Origin of the sequence: Senegalimassilia anaerobia JC110, from assembly GCF_000236865.1 — a bacterium.
GTDB lineage: Bacteria > Actinomycetota > Coriobacteriia > Coriobacteriales > Eggerthellaceae > Senegalimassilia > Senegalimassilia anaerobia.
This window is the reverse complement of the sequence record NZ_HE611015.1, coordinates 222,739-237,144: the sequence shown is the minus strand read 5'-3', so window position 1 is coordinate 237,144 and position 14,406 is coordinate 222,739. Positions and strand designations below refer to the sequence as shown.

The window sequence follows — 14,406 nt, the reverse complement described above, 5'->3', positions numbered from 1 at the left end:
CGCCGCGCACAAAGAAAGGTAAGAGAAAGGTGTACTTCCAGCCGGAAATCGAAACGATGTCACGTGAGGAGCTGCGCGATTTGCAGCTCGAGCGCATGAAGTGGTGCGTGCAGTACGCGTATGACAACGTCCCTTTCTATCAAAAGAGCTTCAAGGACGCCGGCGTCGAACCTGGCGATCTGAAAACGCTCGAGGACATTACGAAGTTCCCGTTCATCCTCAAGCAGGACATGCGCGACAACTATCCTGACGGCCTGTTCGCCGTGCCGCGATCCAAGGTCGTGCGCTTGCATGCCTCTTCCGGCACCACTGGTCAGGCCACGGTCGTCGGGTGCACGGAAAACGATCTGAAGCATTGGGGCGAGTGCTTTGCGCGCGGCCTTGCTATCTGCGATTGCGACGAAAACGCCACCATGCAGATCGCCTACGGCTACGGCCTGTTCACCGGCGGCCTGGGCGCCCATAGAGGCGGCGAGACAGCCGGCTGCGCGGTCGTTCCCATTTCCTCGGGCAACACCAAGCGTCAAATCCAGATGCTCAAGGATATGCAGGTCGATGTGCTGGCGTGCACGCCGTCCTACGCCCTGCATATCGCCGATACCGCCATCGAGATGGGCATCAACCCTGCAACCGATTTGAAGGTTCGTGCCGGCATCTTCGGCGCCGAGCCCTGCAGCCAGGGCATGCGCGACGAGATCGCCGAGAAGCTGGGCGTGCAGTACTGCGACGTGTACGGCCTGTCCGAGGTCATGGGCCCGGGCGTGGCCTTCGAGTGCAAGGAGATGAGCGGCCTGCACCTGGCCGAGGACCACTTCTTCGCCGAGATCATCGACCCCGACACCCTGCAGCCGGTGCCTGATGGCGAATACGGCGAACTGGTGTTCACCACGCTCACGCGCGAGTGCTGCCCGCTCGTGCGCTACCGTACCCGCGACATCACCCGCATCATCTCCGAGCCCTGCGCCTGCGGCCGTACGCATCGCAAGATCGACCGCATCATCGGCCGTTCCGACGACATGCTCATCCTGCGCGGCGTGAACGTGTTCCCGTCCCAGATCGAGCAGGTGCTCACCGGCTTCCCCGAGATCGCTACGCAGTACCAGATCATCCTCACCACGCGAGGCCCGCTCGACCACGTCGAGCTGCGCGTCGAGACCGTGCCCGAGTTCCCGTTCGACGAGATCCGCAAGCTCGAAATGCTCAAGAAGCGTCTGGCCGCCGAGCTCAAGGGCAACCTGCAAATCGCCGTGGACATCAAGCTCGTCGAGCCCAAGTCCATCGAGCGCAGCGAGGGCAAGGCAAAGCGCATCATCGACCTGCGAAAGGAGTAAAGGCTATGATTTCCCAGCTCACCGTTTTTTTGGAGAACGAAAAGGGCCGTCTGGCCGCAGCTACCCGTGCAGTCGCGGATGCCGGCGTCAACATGCACGCGCTGTATCTGGCCGATACCGAGGATTTCGGTGTGGCCCGTATGCTGTGTGATACGCCGATTAAAGCCGCCGAGAAGTTGACGCTTGCCGGTTGGCGAGCCGCCGTCACGCCGGTCATGGCCGTTCGCGTCCCGGATGTGCCGGGGGGGTTGGCCTCGCTGCTCGAGTTCTTGGACGAGTGCGGCGTCAACGTGGAATACGGTTACTGCATGTCGGTCGAGGGCGGGCACGCCATCGACGTATTGAAGGTATCTGGAGACGAGGAAATCGAGCGCAAGCTCGCCGATGCCGGCTTCGCGCCCGTTTCCGCGGAGGATGTGTACATTGTCGACTAGCTTCACGTTGCATAGTGGGCTGAACAAGCACGCACGCGCCATAGCGTGCGTGCTTGTATTCGTGCTGGCCCTCACCCCCGTCGCCGGCGGTGTCGGCAATGCGTACGCCGATGTGCGCAAAGCGGACATCGTCATGGGCGAAACGGTTGATGCTCGCGGCTTGGCCGTCGCGCAGTGCCCGAACATCGACGCCGAACGCGCGATCGTGGTGGATACAAACGGCACCGTGTATTTCGAGCGTAACGCCGACGATGCCGCATGCATCGCCTCGGTCACGAAGATCATGACGGGCGTGGTGGCGCTCGACGCCGTTGCCTCCGGCCTGACGTCCTTGGATTCCACTATCACCGTTTCGGCTGATGCTGCTGCGGTGGGCGAGTCCTCCGCCGGCTTGCAGGAAGGCGACACCATGACGCTGAAAACGGCATTGTACGCGCTGTTGGTGCCGTCGGGAAACGATGCCGCCATCGCCATCGCCGAATCGGTGGGCGCGGCTCTGCGGTCGAGCGGCACCGCCTCGGGCGATTCCGATGTGAAGGCGTTCGTTGCGCAGATGAACGCCACTGCGCAAAAGCTCGGTTGCACGAACACGGTTTACGAGAACCCGCATGGCCTCGACTTCGACCAATACGACGGTAACCTGCATTCCACTGCTGCCGACCAGGCGAAAGTGGTTGCCTATGCCATGACCAACCAGACGTTCCGTTCGGTTGTCGGCGGCGGGTCGACCACTATCACGGTGAAGCGAGGCGGGTCCTCTGCCGATGTGTTCCTTGAAACCACCGACGGTTTCTTCGATATCAACGATGATGCCATTGGTGTTAAAACTGGCTACACCGAGAAGGCCGGCGCTTCGTTCGCGGGCGCCGTTAACAAAGACGGGCAGGAGCTGTACGCCATCGTATTGGGGTCGACGTCGGAAAGCCAGCGCTTTTTCGATGCGGACGAGCTGGTTGAGTGGGTATTTGAACACCGTAAGTCCTATCAGCTTGCCAATTGCGACCAGAATACGCAGATGAACGGCGCCTCCGTGCCCTTGGTGGCTCAAGTGGCGCATGATGACTGGATAGACCGTACGGTGCCCGCAACGTTCTCCGATCCGCAATGCGCCGTGGAGGTCTTCGACTTGAACGGCAACGTCAGCCAGACCGTGGAGTTCAACGAGCTGCACGGTTCGGTGAAGGCTGGTCAGGTCGTTGGAACCGTCACGTTCAAGCAGCGCAACCAGGTCATCGCAACGCAAGACCTGGTGGCTTGCAAGGATGTTCCCGCGCCGAACTTCTTCGAGAGCATCGGCATCGCCTTTGACAGGTTCATGCGCGGTTTCTCTGGCGAGGACAAAACGGCAACCTCGCAGCTTTTGAACACCACGCCGCTCATCGTGGACAAAACCGTGTCGACGCAATAGCGGCATGTAGGAAGGAGCTATCATGGCCAATGTATGCCCGGTATGCAACAACCCGGTAGGTCCCGAGGATTCGGCCTGCCCGCACTGCGGCTTCAAGCTGCAGGGTTCCACGCAGCGTTTCGCGCCGCTGCAGTTCGGTGAAGACCAGCTGGTCGCCGCCGCGAAGACCAAACCCACGGCCGTGCTTCACGTGGTGCGCGGACCTCAAACCGGCGTGTCGTTCAAGCTGGGGGATCAAAAGCTCAGCATAGGACGCAGCCCGCAGTGCGATATCTTTCTCAACGATATGACCGTCTCCCGCACGCATGCCTCCGTCGAGCCGGTGGATTCGGGCTACGAGATTTCCGATGAGGCATCGTTTAACGGGGTGTGGGTGAACAACAACAGCATCGATACGTATCTGCTGGCTGACGGCGACGTCGTGCAAATCGGCGCGTTTTGCCTGGTGTACAAAGAAGAGTAACGCCGCGGGAGTCCGCGGTTTCGGATAAACGCGTCCGCGCGTTTTCACAGACGGGAGCGACATGGAACTGTTATCAGGAAACGAGGCGATAGCCCAAGGCGCATGGGAAGCCGGTTGCCGTATCGGCGTGGCTTATCCGGGCACGCCTTCCACCGAAACGCTTGAGACCTTTGCGAAGATGGACGGCGTGTACGCGGAATGGTGCGTCAATGAGAAGGTCGCCGTGGAAGTGGGCGTCGGCGCAAGCGCGGCCGGCGCACGCGTGCTGTCCACCATGAAGCACGTCGGCGTCAACGTTGCGGCGGACCCGCTGTTCACTGCCGCTTATACCGGCGTCGGCGGGGGGTATGTAGTGCTTGCGGCCGACGATCCCGGCATGTATTCCTCCCAAAACGAGCAGGACTCCCATTACTATGCAGCGGCGGCTCATATCCCCATGATGGATCCCGCCGATTCCGCTGAGGCCTTGGCATTCACTCGCAATGCCTTCGATCTTTCCGAGCGCTTCGACGTGCCGTTTTTCATCCGCTCCTCCGTGCGCGTGTCCCACACGAAGACCCCGGTCGAGCGCGGTCCGCGTACCGAGCACGAGCTTAAGCCCTATGAGAGCAACCCTGCTAAATGGGTCATGATGCCTGCGTTCGCCAAGCCGCGCCGCAAGGTGCAGCTTGAGCGCATTGATCAGCTTTCCGAATGGGTTGAAACCTGTGAGTTCAACCGCATCGAGCGCAAGGGCGCTGCTGTTGGCGTGGTGTGCGCCGGTGCTGCCTACCAGCATGTGGTGGAGGCTCTCCCGGATGCATCGGTGTTCAAGCTCGGCGTCACGTATCCCTTGCCCGCGCAGGCGCTGCGCGAGTTCGAGGCAGGCGTGGATGCGCTGTACGTCGTAGAGGAAGGTTCGACCTACTTGACCGACGCGGTGCGTGCGCTGGGCGTTCGCGTCGCCGATTTCCCGTGCGGCTTGCCGCGCGACGGCGAATTGAGCCCCGGCCTTATCCGTGCGGCGTTCGGACAAGAGGCTCCCGCACACGCGCAGGCGCCTGCCGACGTTCCGGGCCGCCCGCCCGCGTTGTGCGCCGGTTGCCCGCATCGTCTGGTGTTCAAGGAGCTTTCGCGCATCAAAGCCGTCGTCACGGGCGATATCGGATGCTACACGCTGGGCGCGTTGCCACCGCTTTCCGCCATGGACACGTGCATCGACATGGGCGCCTCCGTTTCCATGTCCCATGGCTTCGAGCTTGCTTGGGCAGGCACCGAGCATCGCCCCGTAGTGGCCGTCATCGGCGACTCCACCTTCGCCCACTCCGGTCTCTCGGCGCTCATCAGCACTGTGTACAACAAGGGTGCTGGGACCGTCTGCGTGCTCGACAACCGTACCACCGCTATGACGGGCCGACAGGGCAATCCCTTCAATGGCGAAACGCTGCAGCATCGTCCGTCGCGCGAGCTTGACTTGGAAGGCGTGCTCCATGCCATCGGCGTGCCCGATGTGCGCACCGTCGACCCCAACGATATGAAGGCCGTCCGTCTTGCCCTGCGCGAGGCCACGCGCTCCGATGAGCTGTCCGTTATCGTGTTCCGCAGCCCCTGCGTGCTCATCGACCGTATCCGCAAGCCTGCGTATGCCGTTGCGGATACGTGCACTGCGTGCGGCGTGTGCACCACGCTGGGCTGCCCGGCTATCGCCAAGACCGAGGACGGGCATGCGGTCATCGACGGCGGCATGTGCATCGGCTGTGGCCAATGCGAGCAGTATTGCGCGTTCAAGAGCATCGTATCCACGGCCAAGGAAGGGGAATAGCTCATGTCCAACGCAACTACCGTTTTGCTGTGCGGCGTCGGCGGGCAGGGCACCATCCTTGCCGCGGACCTGCTTGCTCGCACGGCCCTTGCCAGCAATTACGACGTGAAGGTTTCTGAGATCCACGGCATGTCCCAGCGCGGCGGCGCCGTTACCACGGTCGTCCGTTTCGGTACCGAGCCGGTCGCAACCATGGTCGCCGACCACGGGTGCGTCGACTGTGTGGTGTCCTTTGAAACCACCGAGGCGCTGCGCAATCTGCCCTTCGTTCGCGAAGGCGGCTATCTGCTGGTGGCCGACGAGGACATCAAACCGCTGCCCGTGCTCACCGGTAAGGCCGGCATGCCTGAAAACGCTCGCGAGAAGCTGCAGGCTGCGGGTGCTTCGCTTATCCCTGCGGGCCCCATCGCCGAACAGGTGGCAACCTCGAAATCGGTGAACGTGGTGCTGCTCGGGGCGTTGGCCACGCGCCTGGATTTCTCCGAAGAGGTATGGAAGGAAGTCATCTCAAAGCGCGTTCCTCCCAAAACCGTCGAAGCAAACCTTCGCGCATTCGATGCCGGTTATGAATTTGCCCGAAAGGGGGCCGAATAATGAGCGTTCAGCAGATCAGCGTGTTCGTTGAAAGCAAGCCGGGGCATTTGTCCCGTGTGGTTGATGCGTTCACGGAGGCAAACGTCAGCGTTCGAGGCTATAGCGCATCCGACACCGGCGATTACGGCATCGTGCGATTCGTGGTCGATGACCCCGATCGCGCGCTGCAGGTGTTGCATGACATGAACTGCGCTGCCACGAAAACCTCCGTGCTGTGTCTTCGTCTTGAGGACAAGCCTGGCGAGTTGGCGCGTGTTTTGAAGGTGCTCTCCTCGTGCGGCATCAACGTGCAGTACAGCTATTCGCTGATCTCCACGTATATTTGCCTATACGTCAAAGACCTTGATCAAGCGGAGAAGCTGTTGGCCGATCAGCCCGTTGAGCTGCTTGATCAGGAGGATTTTCTTCACATGACGGCCGGTATTGCTTAACCTCGCACGCTAGATAAGGTGTTGTTTCATGATCGATATCACGGAAAAGGGCGCAGCGCTTCGCGCGGCCTCTGAGGGTCGCTTCAATGAGCTGCCCGTTCATAACCCGGATGTGGAATGCTGTTCGCGTGAGCGCATCCGCGCCATTCAGCTTGAAAAACTGATTGCGCAGGTGGAGTGGACCTATGAGCGAGTCGCGTGGTATCGCGACCAGATGGACGAGATGGGTGTGAAGCCTTCCGACATAAAGTGCTTGGAGGACGTGCGCAAGCTTCCCTTCACCGACAAGCATGCGTTGCGCAAGACGTTCCCTTATGGCATGTTCGCCGTGCCTTTGGACGAGGTTGTGGAGCTTCATTCGTCTTCGGGCACCACGGGAAAGCCCATTGTGGTGGGCTATAACCGCCACGACATGGACGTTTGGAACGATTGCATCATGCGATTGGTGCAGATGGCGGGTGTCGTGCCTACCGATCGCGTGCAGATGGCGTTCGGGTATGGCATGTTCACCGGCGGTTTCGGCTTGCATTACGGCCTGCAGCGTCTTGGCTGCATGATGATCCCTGCCGGCTCGGGCAATACCGAGCGCCAAATCCAGATGATCCAGGATTATGGCACGACGGTGCTGGTGGCTACGCCTTCTTATGCCATGCATATCTGCGAAGTCGGCGAGAAGATGGGCTACGACTGGGAGACCTCCACGCTACGCGTCGGTCTGTTCGGTGGAGAGCCGTGCCCTCCGGGTCTCAAGGCCGAGATTGAATCTCGTATGCATATCGTTTGCACGGATAATTACGGCTTGACCGAGGTCATGGGACCTGGCGTGTCTGGCGAGTGCCTTGCTGAACGCGATATGCAACACATCGCCGAGGATCATTTCCTGTGGGAAGTGGTTGACCCCGAAACCGGCGAACCTGTTGCCGATGGTGAGATGGGAGAGCTTGTTCTTACCCCGCTTGACAAGCAGGCAATTCCGGTTCTGCGCTATCGCACGCATGACTTGACTCGCGTGGTTACGGAGCCCTGCAGGTGCGGCCGCACGTCTGCAAGGATGCAGAAGGTCCGTTCGCGCTGTGACGATATGCTCATCATTCGCGGGACGAACGTGTTCCCCAGCCAAGTGGAAGACGTGCTTTCGGGCATTGACGGCGTGACCCCGCATTATCGCATCGTCGTCGATAATGAAACGGGTCTGGATCGTATGGTCGTGCACGTGGAGCTGAAGCCTGAGGCGTTCAGCGACTCCTTCGAGGAAATGGACAAGTTCCGCAAGCATATCGAGAAGGAACTTAAGAACGTTCTGCTTGTGGCTTCGAAGGTAAAGCTTGTCGAGCCTGGCGGTATCGAGCGCTCGTTCGGTAAAACCAAGCATGTTCAGGACCTGCGCAAGTAAATGATGGCGCAGTCACATTATTTCGAACCGAATGCGAACCGTCCCGTGGTGGGGCGGTTCGCTCCATCTCCGACAGGTCGGATGCATGCCGGGAATATTTATGCTGCTCTTTCGGCTTGGCTGGTTGCTAAATCCCAAGGCGGAACGATCGTTCTGCGTATCGAGGATCTAGATCGTGACCGATCCAAAGCGGAATATATCAGCGCTGTGCAACGAGATTTCGAGTTGTTAGGCCTTACCTGGGATCATGGTCCGTTCTTTCAACATGATAGGGATGAGGCCTATCTCGAGGCGTTTAGCGCTTTGGAGCGCAAAGGTCTGGTGTACCCGTGCTTCTGCACGCGCGCTGACCTGCATGCGGCATCTGCTCCGCATAGGGGAGAGAAATTCGTCTATCCTGGCACTTGTCGCGGATTGACTGCGGAACAGATTGCCGAAAAAAGCATGCGCAGGGCCCCAGCACAGCGCTTACGCGTGCCAGATGACACATACTCCTTCGAGGATATGGTGCAGGGGCGCTATGAGCAGAACTTGGCGCATGATTGCGGAGATTTCCTTATTCGTCGTTCCGATCAGGCATTCGCATACCAGCTTGCCGTGGTCGTGGACGATGCGGCTCAGGGCGTTACAAGCATCGTGAGAGGCGTTGATTTGCTTTGCTCTACTCCTCAGCAGTTGTACTTGCAGGAGCTGCTCGGGCTTGATCATCCTCGTTATGCGCATATCCCTTTATTAGTTGCGGAGAAGAATCGCCGGCTTTCGAAGCGTGATCATGATGCCGGTATCGAAGAGCTGCTCGCAAGGTTCAAGACTCCGGCAGCGATTATAGGACATATCGCAGGCATATGTGGACTTGCTCCAACGTGCGATCCTGCAACCCCTGAACAGCTGCTGGCTACGTTCGATGTAGCGCGATTGCCTGAGCTGTTTGGCGATCCTGTACAAATTGCCTGGCGATAACGCCGGTTGCCCCACTTAAACTCGGCAAATGTGCGAAAGAACCTTGACGGTACCTTTGCGCGCTCTATCCAATGGCTGCAAACGTCTTAGCTCGAAAGATTGATGCCTGGCGTTTATGAACGCCAGGCATCAATGGTTTAGAATACAACCGCCATCAGGCTGAGGAGCACGCATTGTACCAAAACGAAAACGGTTACACGAACATTGCTGCTTTTGAACTTAGCTTTGGGGTCTTTCGAACCAACAAGCTTCACGTACAGTCGAACCACGGTGATCAGAAACGCCACCATGGCCACATCGCAAACAAGAGAGAAGATCGAAGCCAAATCAGGGACGCCCATGGTTCGTCCGAGTTCGTAGAAGAGCAAGCTGGCATCAGTGGCGAAGAAGGCGAAGGTAACGGCACTTGCCAATTTGGCGATTTCCGTAGCCTTTGCTTCTTGTTGCTGTTTTTGGTAATTTGCGCTTTCGTCATATTTGTAGACCAACTGAAGGCATTTTCCATTCATCAGCTGAAAAGCCACAAGCAGCGAAACACATCCGAAGATGACGGCGAAAAAGATTTGAAGCAATCCCATTGAGCAAACCTCGTCTCTTTACAGTCCGGTAAACCTCTCTAACATACGATAACAGAATTGCTCGCCAGAATCGCAGCGGCATACCAAGCACCTAAGGCGATATTCACCGAGCAAATCTGCGACATGGCCGCTTGTCGGCTTTGCGGCGCTAAAGGATTGTTTCGCAAAGCTTTGAGAAGCGGATAGGTCGAAAGCAGCAAGAAGGGGAGTATGATGAGGCCCCGCGTGAAGAAGATGCCGACGATTAGGATAATTGCGATGAGCCATAACCACGTAATCGCGTGGTACAACCTGCGGGCTTTTTCGCGATTCAGCAGCACGGATAGCGTACGGCGATGGGCTACGGCGTCTTTCTCGATATCGCACGTGTTGTTGGTGAACATGATCAAGCCGATGCCAAGGATTTCCGGGACCGCCCAAAGCACAGCTAGGGGAGTGAGCAACCCGGTGAGAACCTGGTAGCACGCCAAGGGGATAAGGCCGCCCATAACGATGCCGCTGACCGCTTCTCCAAGAGGGAGATAGGAAATCGGGGTTTTACCAGCAGAATAGAGAACAACGAAAACCGCGCCGATAGCACCGATTGCAAGGGGAATCAGTCCGGCATGATAGATCACATAGCCGCCCAGGATAAAAGCTGTAACCAGTAAAGCGATGGCGTATACCAGTGCGCAGGTAGGATTCACGTTGTTGTAGATCAGCACAGCGTCGGTAGGGTCTACGTCATCATCCGACGAATCGGTGCCCTTAACGTAATCGTAGTAATCATTGAACGTGTTCACCGAGCTTTGCATGAGGATGCAGATGCCAAGGAGCGCGATGGTCAAGGTTGCGGATATCGGGAACCCCGTCGCTATTGCCAATGAGGCGGCTATTGCAACAGGCGCTATCGACGCTGGCCAGGTGTGAGGGGCAGCAAGGTCGAACGCCATCTTCGCGGTAAATCGGTTGTAAGAGTGCCCGCTAGGGTTTTGTGATCGGCTCATTACTGATTGCTTCGCTTTCTAGACTCGTTTTGCAGAAGACCGTTTCCCGCATCCTTAATGCGGGCTATGGTTTGGTTTTTCAGCGTTGCCCCCAGACTTCCTAATGTGGAAATGAGGAATTGTTTGGTGTCGACGTCGAGTTTGGAGCCAGCCCCCATAACGGTTGCCATATTCGCTCCCAGACGGGTTTGGAAATCTGCCCAGCTTGTTGCGTTTGTTTGCATGATCAAATCATATATGGTTTGGATGAAGCGCTCTCGCTCAGCAGGGGTTTTGCTGCGTAACCACGTATCTAACGCTTCATCGAAGAACTGTGCAGATGCATTCAAATCTTGTTGGTAAACGAAATCATCTCCCTCAACCATCCACGAGAAAGGGTGGTGCTGAAAGATAGCGGAAGCTGACGATTGAACCACGCGATAATCGTCGCGGCGTTCCAATATCATTCCGAACGCAGAAGACTCGGGAACAAGTTTATGCAGTTTACGATCGTACTCAGCGGTAGTTCGACGAGGGGAGGGGTCTTCAAGGAACGAAGGTCCATCGTGATCGTATATGGCGATGATTCGGCGATAGGTGCCTTCGTCTGTGCACAATGCCGCGTATTGGGCAAGGTTTCCGCCTTTTGAATGTCCGCCGAGTATCAGCTGACAGGTCGTTGCTGACGAAACGCCGGAAACATAAGCAAGCGCGGAGCGCTGGGAGGGGATGACCGGTTTATATGAAAGATTGAAGTCCTCTTTCCAGCCTGTCAGCGTTCCATCGGTTCCTCGGAACGCAATGTATGCCATGATTCCTTGACCGGACTCGAAGAAAAAGGTGCATGCCGAAAACTGCTTATCAACTGCGTCGGATGTTTCATCGACGAACAGCGCAACGGAAACATCCCGATAGCGTCTGCTGGCTCTGATGGCCTGAATGAAACGTACTGTCTCCTCGGAGTCCTTCAGCCAGCTCCCTTCGGTAAGCGAGTTGACTTCACATAAAGCCAATATGTCGGACAGCAATACAGGCGTTGAGGTATGCGTGTCTAATAGGCAGTTAACTGCGGTCAGCTCGGGTTTTAGAACAAGCTGATCGAAATTGAAATAGCACAACGATGAAAATACAAGTGAATCAACCGGATTTACGGGTGATTCGATAAACGTTCGCTGCTCGCGTTCAATATACGTTACGATTGAGTCCATAGGTTCATTCTAATCGTTTTGCTAGGTACTGGGAGGTTGCTATGAAAGTTTGCACGGCGATACCTGTTCGATATGCGGAAACGGACAAGATGGCAGTTGTGTATCATGCAAACTATTTACTGTATTTTGAGGACGCACGGACTCGCTTTCTTGAAGAGCTCGGCTATCCGTATGCGCGCATTGAACAAGCCGGCTACATGTCGCCGGTGGTCTCGTTCGAAGTGCACTACGGAGAGCCTTTGCGATACGGTGATGTTGCCATCGTGCGCACTTGGGTCAGTGAATCCCGTGGCACCAAAACCACGTATTCATATGAGGTGTTTAAGCAGGGTGATGACATGGAAGTAGCTAAGCCTTGCGTTACAGGCACGAGCACTCACTGTCTTGTTGATGCGAATACGTTTAAGCCGGTAAGCATCAAGCGCACGCTGCCAGAACTGTTTGATCTCTATGAACAGGTTTGCGAAAGATAAGCTTCGTGTGCTTACGAAAATCAAGTGCCATCCATATACAGTATCTGAATCTCATTGTGTGCTCTTGTGAAATTAGCTAGCCTTGCAATGCTTTCAGCAAGGCTCCATTGATGTCGCTTTCAACAATCCATGACTTATCAACCTTATGCAAGGTTACCGTAATCGGATCATGTTGTACCGGTGGTGCCGCATTGATGAGGTCAAGTGTGTTTTCGACAACCTCGGATTTCGTTTGCTCTTCAGTATTGTTCGCGCTTGCGCCGGATTCGAAATCTTCCGTGGCTTTCTGTTGAAGCGCGGAAAAGATGCTGTCCGTGGTTTTACAGGTTATGGTGAGATCTACGGTTGCCGTGTCCTTGTTGATAGTGATAGGGCCGAGCGCGTAGTCGAACCCATCAAGGTAAGCTGACATATACGACGCAGGGTCTATGCCGATGTCTGAGATCTGTTGCTTGGCATCGTCTGAGAGCAAGCTAGTCAATGTAGCTTCATCTTTAGCTTTGATAGCTTCCAGAGGTTGAGAGACGGCTTGTTTGATGCGTTCCTCGTTAGAGGGGCCGCAACCTGTTAACGCAAGCAATAGAAAACCAGTTGCGATCGCGATCGCAGTAATACAGACGACGCGAATCGATATCGACTTGAAATCTAATGCTTCAGAGTTCATGGATCAGCCCTCCAAATCTCAGTTCGCTAGTTCACATAACATATATTATCAATGATTAATATCATTCAATCGCAACACGAATGGGTTGATTGACAAAGCAAAGTCAGCATTTCGTGAAGTCTGGATGAAGTTGTGACTTAACCCTGACAATCCCTGGCCAGGCGCCTTGGAGGATGCTGACTTAAGTCCGTCGAGGTCAGAGAACGGTTGTGCGCCTGCTTGTTCGACCCCCTTACAGCATACACGTATCCTAGCCCCCGTCAAATGATGTGACAGACTTATGTCACATGCTCAGGGCGCGCAATGGAGAGCGTATTCCGTTCGGTCCCGGGCGCCTTGCTTTTTCGCGGTTCGTCCTCGCGTCTACCTGAGCCCTAGCTCGGCGAGCAGGCTCGGCCTCATGACGACCTCGTCGGGGTTGATCTTCCTGATTGCCAGCCCGTCGAACAGGTCGGCGGGCAGTATTCTGCTGGCGATGTCTATGGGCGCCGTGCCGCCCAGCACCGGCCTCGTGTAAGAGTTGACGTGGGAGCAGATGATCGAGAGCTCGTAGTTGGTGATTCCCTCGAAGCAGGTTCCCTTTGGGAGGATTTTCCTCAGCTCGACGTGGTTTTTCTCGCAGCGGCCCTTCTGCCCGGACTGCAGCGGGTCGCAGTAGTAGACGGAGCAGCGCCTGCCTCCGTCCACGCTTCGCCCGATCGCCTCGTAGTCGAGGAACTCGGACCCCCTGTCAGTGAGGAGGACGTTGAAGCTGTCCATGAACGCTTGCCGCCCGCAGAGCATCTCGATGCTGTCGAGCGCCCTCGTCACGCACTCCGAGGTATGCGCCGGCAGCATCACCATGATCTGAAAGCAGAAGCGCCTGAACAGGAGTGTGAGGATGGCTTTGTCCGAGCCTTTGGCCGACACCACGCAGTCCATTTCGACGGCAGACATCTGGACGTCGTAGTCGAGCCTCTGGAAGTCCTCGTATGTCCTGCCCTCAAGGGAATGCCTGAACGGGACCTCGTCCTTCTTTCGCCTCCGCCTCGGCTTGTATTTCACCTTTTTGGGGAGCTCGAGGTTGCAGATGTCGAGGATCCCGAGATTGATGTAGCGGTAGAACGTCCTCGCTCCGACGGGAAACTCGGACCCGTGGGTCTGCCAGATATGGCTCAGGCTTTGCCCCTTCTTCATCAGCGGCTTCACCACGGCGACCATTGCCGCGAGCTCCTCGGGCGAGCAGTCGACGCCTTGGCGGCCCGCCACCTTCGCCCATGCGGCCTCCTCGTTTGCCGCGTCCGCGTCGTAGAACCAGCAGCGATGCCTGCATGCGAGCGTGATCCTCGACCGGCACCCGTTGCACACGTACGGCGCCCTCGAGAGCTTGGGGCATTCGGGCACCTCGACGTACTTTTCGCACACCTTGTTGCATGCCGCGCTGGCGCACCTCGAGCATCTCGAATTGCAGCCCGTCCTGCACATGTTCGTCATCCTGCAGCTGTCGCGGAACTGGCAGAGGTTCTTGCCGTCCAGGTTCTGATAGTGGGTGGTGTCCCGGGTCCTGTGCCTCTTGATTTCGCGGGCCACCGTCGCCCAGCTTACGCCGATCTTTCCGGCGATCGCGCCCACGCTCTCGCCGTCTCTGAGCATGTCTTCGATCATGCGCCTATCGAACATGACAAGGTGCCTGCCTTTTGAAACTGGCATGTCGCGCTCCTTCC

15 protein-coding genes are annotated in these 14,406 nt (G+C 57.1%); 10 read left to right on the top strand and 5 right to left on the bottom strand.

Going from position 1 to position 14,406, the window contains the following annotated elements; translation table 11 throughout:
- Positions 1–29 precede the first annotated feature (29 nt).
- From SFHG_RS04365 to gluQRS, 9 genes are all read left to right on the top strand, one after another.
- Positions 30–1,331 carry a phenylacetate--CoA ligase family protein gene (locus tag SFHG_RS04365; RefSeq protein ID WP_081468931.1) on the top strand — a complete coding sequence of 434 codons (1,302 nt, stop codon included), beginning with the start codon at positions 30–32 and terminating at the stop codon, positions 1,329–1,331.
- A 5-nt stretch (positions 1,332–1,336) separates the two neighbouring features.
- A complete protein-coding gene (locus SFHG_RS04360) occupies positions 1,337–1,765 on the top strand; it encodes an amino acid-binding protein (protein WP_042434249.1) in 429 nt (142 codons plus the stop codon).
- The gene (locus SFHG_RS04355) at positions 1,755–3,173 is read left to right on the top strand and encodes a D-alanyl-D-alanine carboxypeptidase family protein (RefSeq protein WP_202898088.1); all 1,419 of its coding nucleotides are present in this window, start codon (positions 1,755–1,757) and stop codon (positions 3,171–3,173) included. Before SFHG_RS04360 ends, SFHG_RS04355 begins: the two co-directional genes overlap by 11 nt.
- 22 nt (positions 3,174–3,195) lie before the next feature.
- On the top strand, positions 3,196–3,636 hold the full coding sequence (locus SFHG_RS04350; RefSeq protein WP_042434243.1) for an FHA domain-containing protein: 441 nt from the start codon (positions 3,196–3,198) through the stop codon (positions 3,634–3,636).
- Between the two features lie 61 nt (positions 3,637–3,697).
- Positions 3,698–5,437 carry a thiamine pyrophosphate-dependent enzyme gene (locus SFHG_RS04345; RefSeq protein WP_042434240.1) on the top strand — a complete coding sequence of 580 codons (1,740 nt, stop codon included), beginning with the start codon at positions 3,698–3,700 and terminating at the stop codon, positions 5,435–5,437.
- 3 nt (positions 5,438–5,440) lie between these two features.
- The gene (locus tag SFHG_RS04340) at positions 5,441–6,031 is read left to right on the top strand and encodes an indolepyruvate oxidoreductase subunit beta (RefSeq protein WP_042434236.1); all 591 of its coding nucleotides are present in this window, start codon (positions 5,441–5,443) and stop codon (positions 6,029–6,031) included.
- Entirely contained in the window at positions 6,031–6,462 is a 432-nt protein-coding gene (locus SFHG_RS04335; RefSeq protein ID WP_042434233.1) for an ACT domain-containing protein, read from the top strand. Before SFHG_RS04340 ends, SFHG_RS04335 begins: the two co-directional genes overlap by 1 nt.
- Before the next feature lie 28 nt (positions 6,463–6,490).
- A complete protein-coding gene (locus tag SFHG_RS04330) occupies positions 6,491–7,855 on the top strand; it encodes a phenylacetate--CoA ligase family protein (RefSeq protein WP_042434230.1) in 1,365 nt (454 codons plus the stop codon).
- The gene (gluQRS, locus tag SFHG_RS10390) at positions 7,856–8,815 is read left to right on the top strand and encodes a tRNA glutamyl-Q(34) synthetase GluQRS (RefSeq protein ID WP_081468930.1); all 960 of its coding nucleotides are present in this window, start codon (positions 7,856–7,858) and stop codon (positions 8,813–8,815) included.
- Between the two features lie 137 nt (positions 8,816–8,952).
- Here the strand turns inward: gluQRS and SFHG_RS04320 are convergent, their stop codons facing one another.
- From SFHG_RS04320 to SFHG_RS04310, 3 genes are read right to left on the bottom strand one after another with little or no spacing between them, the layout of a single operon-like run.
- A complete protein-coding gene (locus tag SFHG_RS04320; RefSeq protein WP_042434222.1) occupies positions 8,953–9,393 on the bottom strand; it encodes a hypothetical protein in 441 nt (146 codons plus the stop codon).
- A 38-nt stretch (positions 9,394–9,431) separates the two neighbouring features.
- Positions 9,432–10,379, bottom strand: a complete 948-nt coding sequence (locus SFHG_RS04315; RefSeq protein ID WP_042434219.1) for a prenyltransferase — start codon at positions 10,377–10,379, stop codon at positions 9,432–9,434.
- Positions 10,379–11,566: an Mbeg1-like protein gene (locus tag SFHG_RS04310; RefSeq protein ID WP_042434216.1), complete on the bottom strand. Its 1,188-nt coding sequence runs from the start codon at positions 11,564–11,566 to the stop codon at positions 10,379–10,381. The genes SFHG_RS04315 and SFHG_RS04310 overlap by 1 nt, the downstream gene beginning before the upstream one ends.
- A gap of 41 nt (positions 11,567–11,607) precedes the next feature.
- Here SFHG_RS04310 and SFHG_RS04305 point away from each other — a divergent pair, with 41 nt between their 5' ends.
- Complete coding sequence (locus SFHG_RS04305) at positions 11,608–12,039, top strand: acyl-CoA thioesterase (RefSeq protein ID WP_042434214.1); 432 nt, start codon at positions 11,608–11,610, stop codon at positions 12,037–12,039.
- Positions 12,040–12,115: 76 nt separating this feature from the next.
- Here SFHG_RS04305 and SFHG_RS04300 read toward each other — a convergent pair whose 3' ends face one another.
- On the bottom strand, positions 12,116–12,703 hold the full coding sequence (locus tag SFHG_RS04300; protein WP_042434211.1) for a hypothetical protein: 588 nt from the start codon (positions 12,701–12,703) through the stop codon (positions 12,116–12,118).
- 363 nt (positions 12,704–13,066) lie between these two features.
- Positions 13,067–14,392, bottom strand: a complete 1,326-nt coding sequence (locus tag SFHG_RS04295; RefSeq protein WP_042434208.1) for an IS30 family transposase — start codon at positions 14,390–14,392, stop codon at positions 13,067–13,069.
- Between the last annotated feature and the right edge of the window lie 14 nt (positions 14,393–14,406).

Excerpts from the sequence above, each read along its gene's own strand:
- SFHG_RS04310 (WP_042434216.1), bottom strand. The coding sequence starts at position 11,566 with ATGGACTCAATCGTAACGTATATTGAACGCGAGCAGCGAACGTTTATC.
- SFHG_RS04315 (WP_042434219.1), bottom strand. The coding sequence starts at position 10,379 with ATGAGCCGATCACAAAACCCTAGCGGGCACTCTTACAACCGATTTACC.
- SFHG_RS04330 (WP_042434230.1), top strand. The coding sequence starts at position 6,491 with ATGATCGATATCACGGAAAAGGGCGCAGCGCTTCGCGCGGCCTCTGAG.
- SFHG_RS04320 (WP_042434222.1), bottom strand. The coding sequence starts at position 9,393 with ATGGGATTGCTTCAAATCTTTTTCGCCGTCATCTTCGGATGTGTTTCG.
- SFHG_RS04300 (WP_042434211.1), bottom strand. The coding sequence starts at position 12,703 with ATGAACTCTGAAGCATTAGATTTCAAGTCGATATCGATTCGCGTCGTC.
- gluQRS (WP_081468930.1), top strand. The coding sequence starts at position 7,856 with ATGATGGCGCAGTCACATTATTTCGAACCGAATGCGAACCGTCCCGTG.
- SFHG_RS04345 (WP_042434240.1), top strand. The coding sequence starts at position 3,698 with ATGGAACTGTTATCAGGAAACGAGGCGATAGCCCAAGGCGCATGGGAA.
- SFHG_RS04340 (WP_042434236.1), top strand. The coding sequence starts at position 5,441 with ATGTCCAACGCAACTACCGTTTTGCTGTGCGGCGTCGGCGGGCAGGGC.
- SFHG_RS04295 (WP_042434208.1), bottom strand. The coding sequence starts at position 14,392 with ATGCCAGTTTCAAAAGGCAGGCACCTTGTCATGTTCGATAGGCGCATG.
- SFHG_RS04360 (WP_042434249.1), top strand. The coding sequence starts at position 1,337 with ATGATTTCCCAGCTCACCGTTTTTTTGGAGAACGAAAAGGGCCGTCTG.
- SFHG_RS04335 (WP_042434233.1), top strand. The coding sequence starts at position 6,031 with ATGAGCGTTCAGCAGATCAGCGTGTTCGTTGAAAGCAAGCCGGGGCAT.
- SFHG_RS04350 (WP_042434243.1), top strand. The coding sequence starts at position 3,196 with ATGGCCAATGTATGCCCGGTATGCAACAACCCGGTAGGTCCCGAGGAT.
- SFHG_RS04305 (WP_042434214.1), top strand. The coding sequence starts at position 11,608 with ATGAAAGTTTGCACGGCGATACCTGTTCGATATGCGGAAACGGACAAG.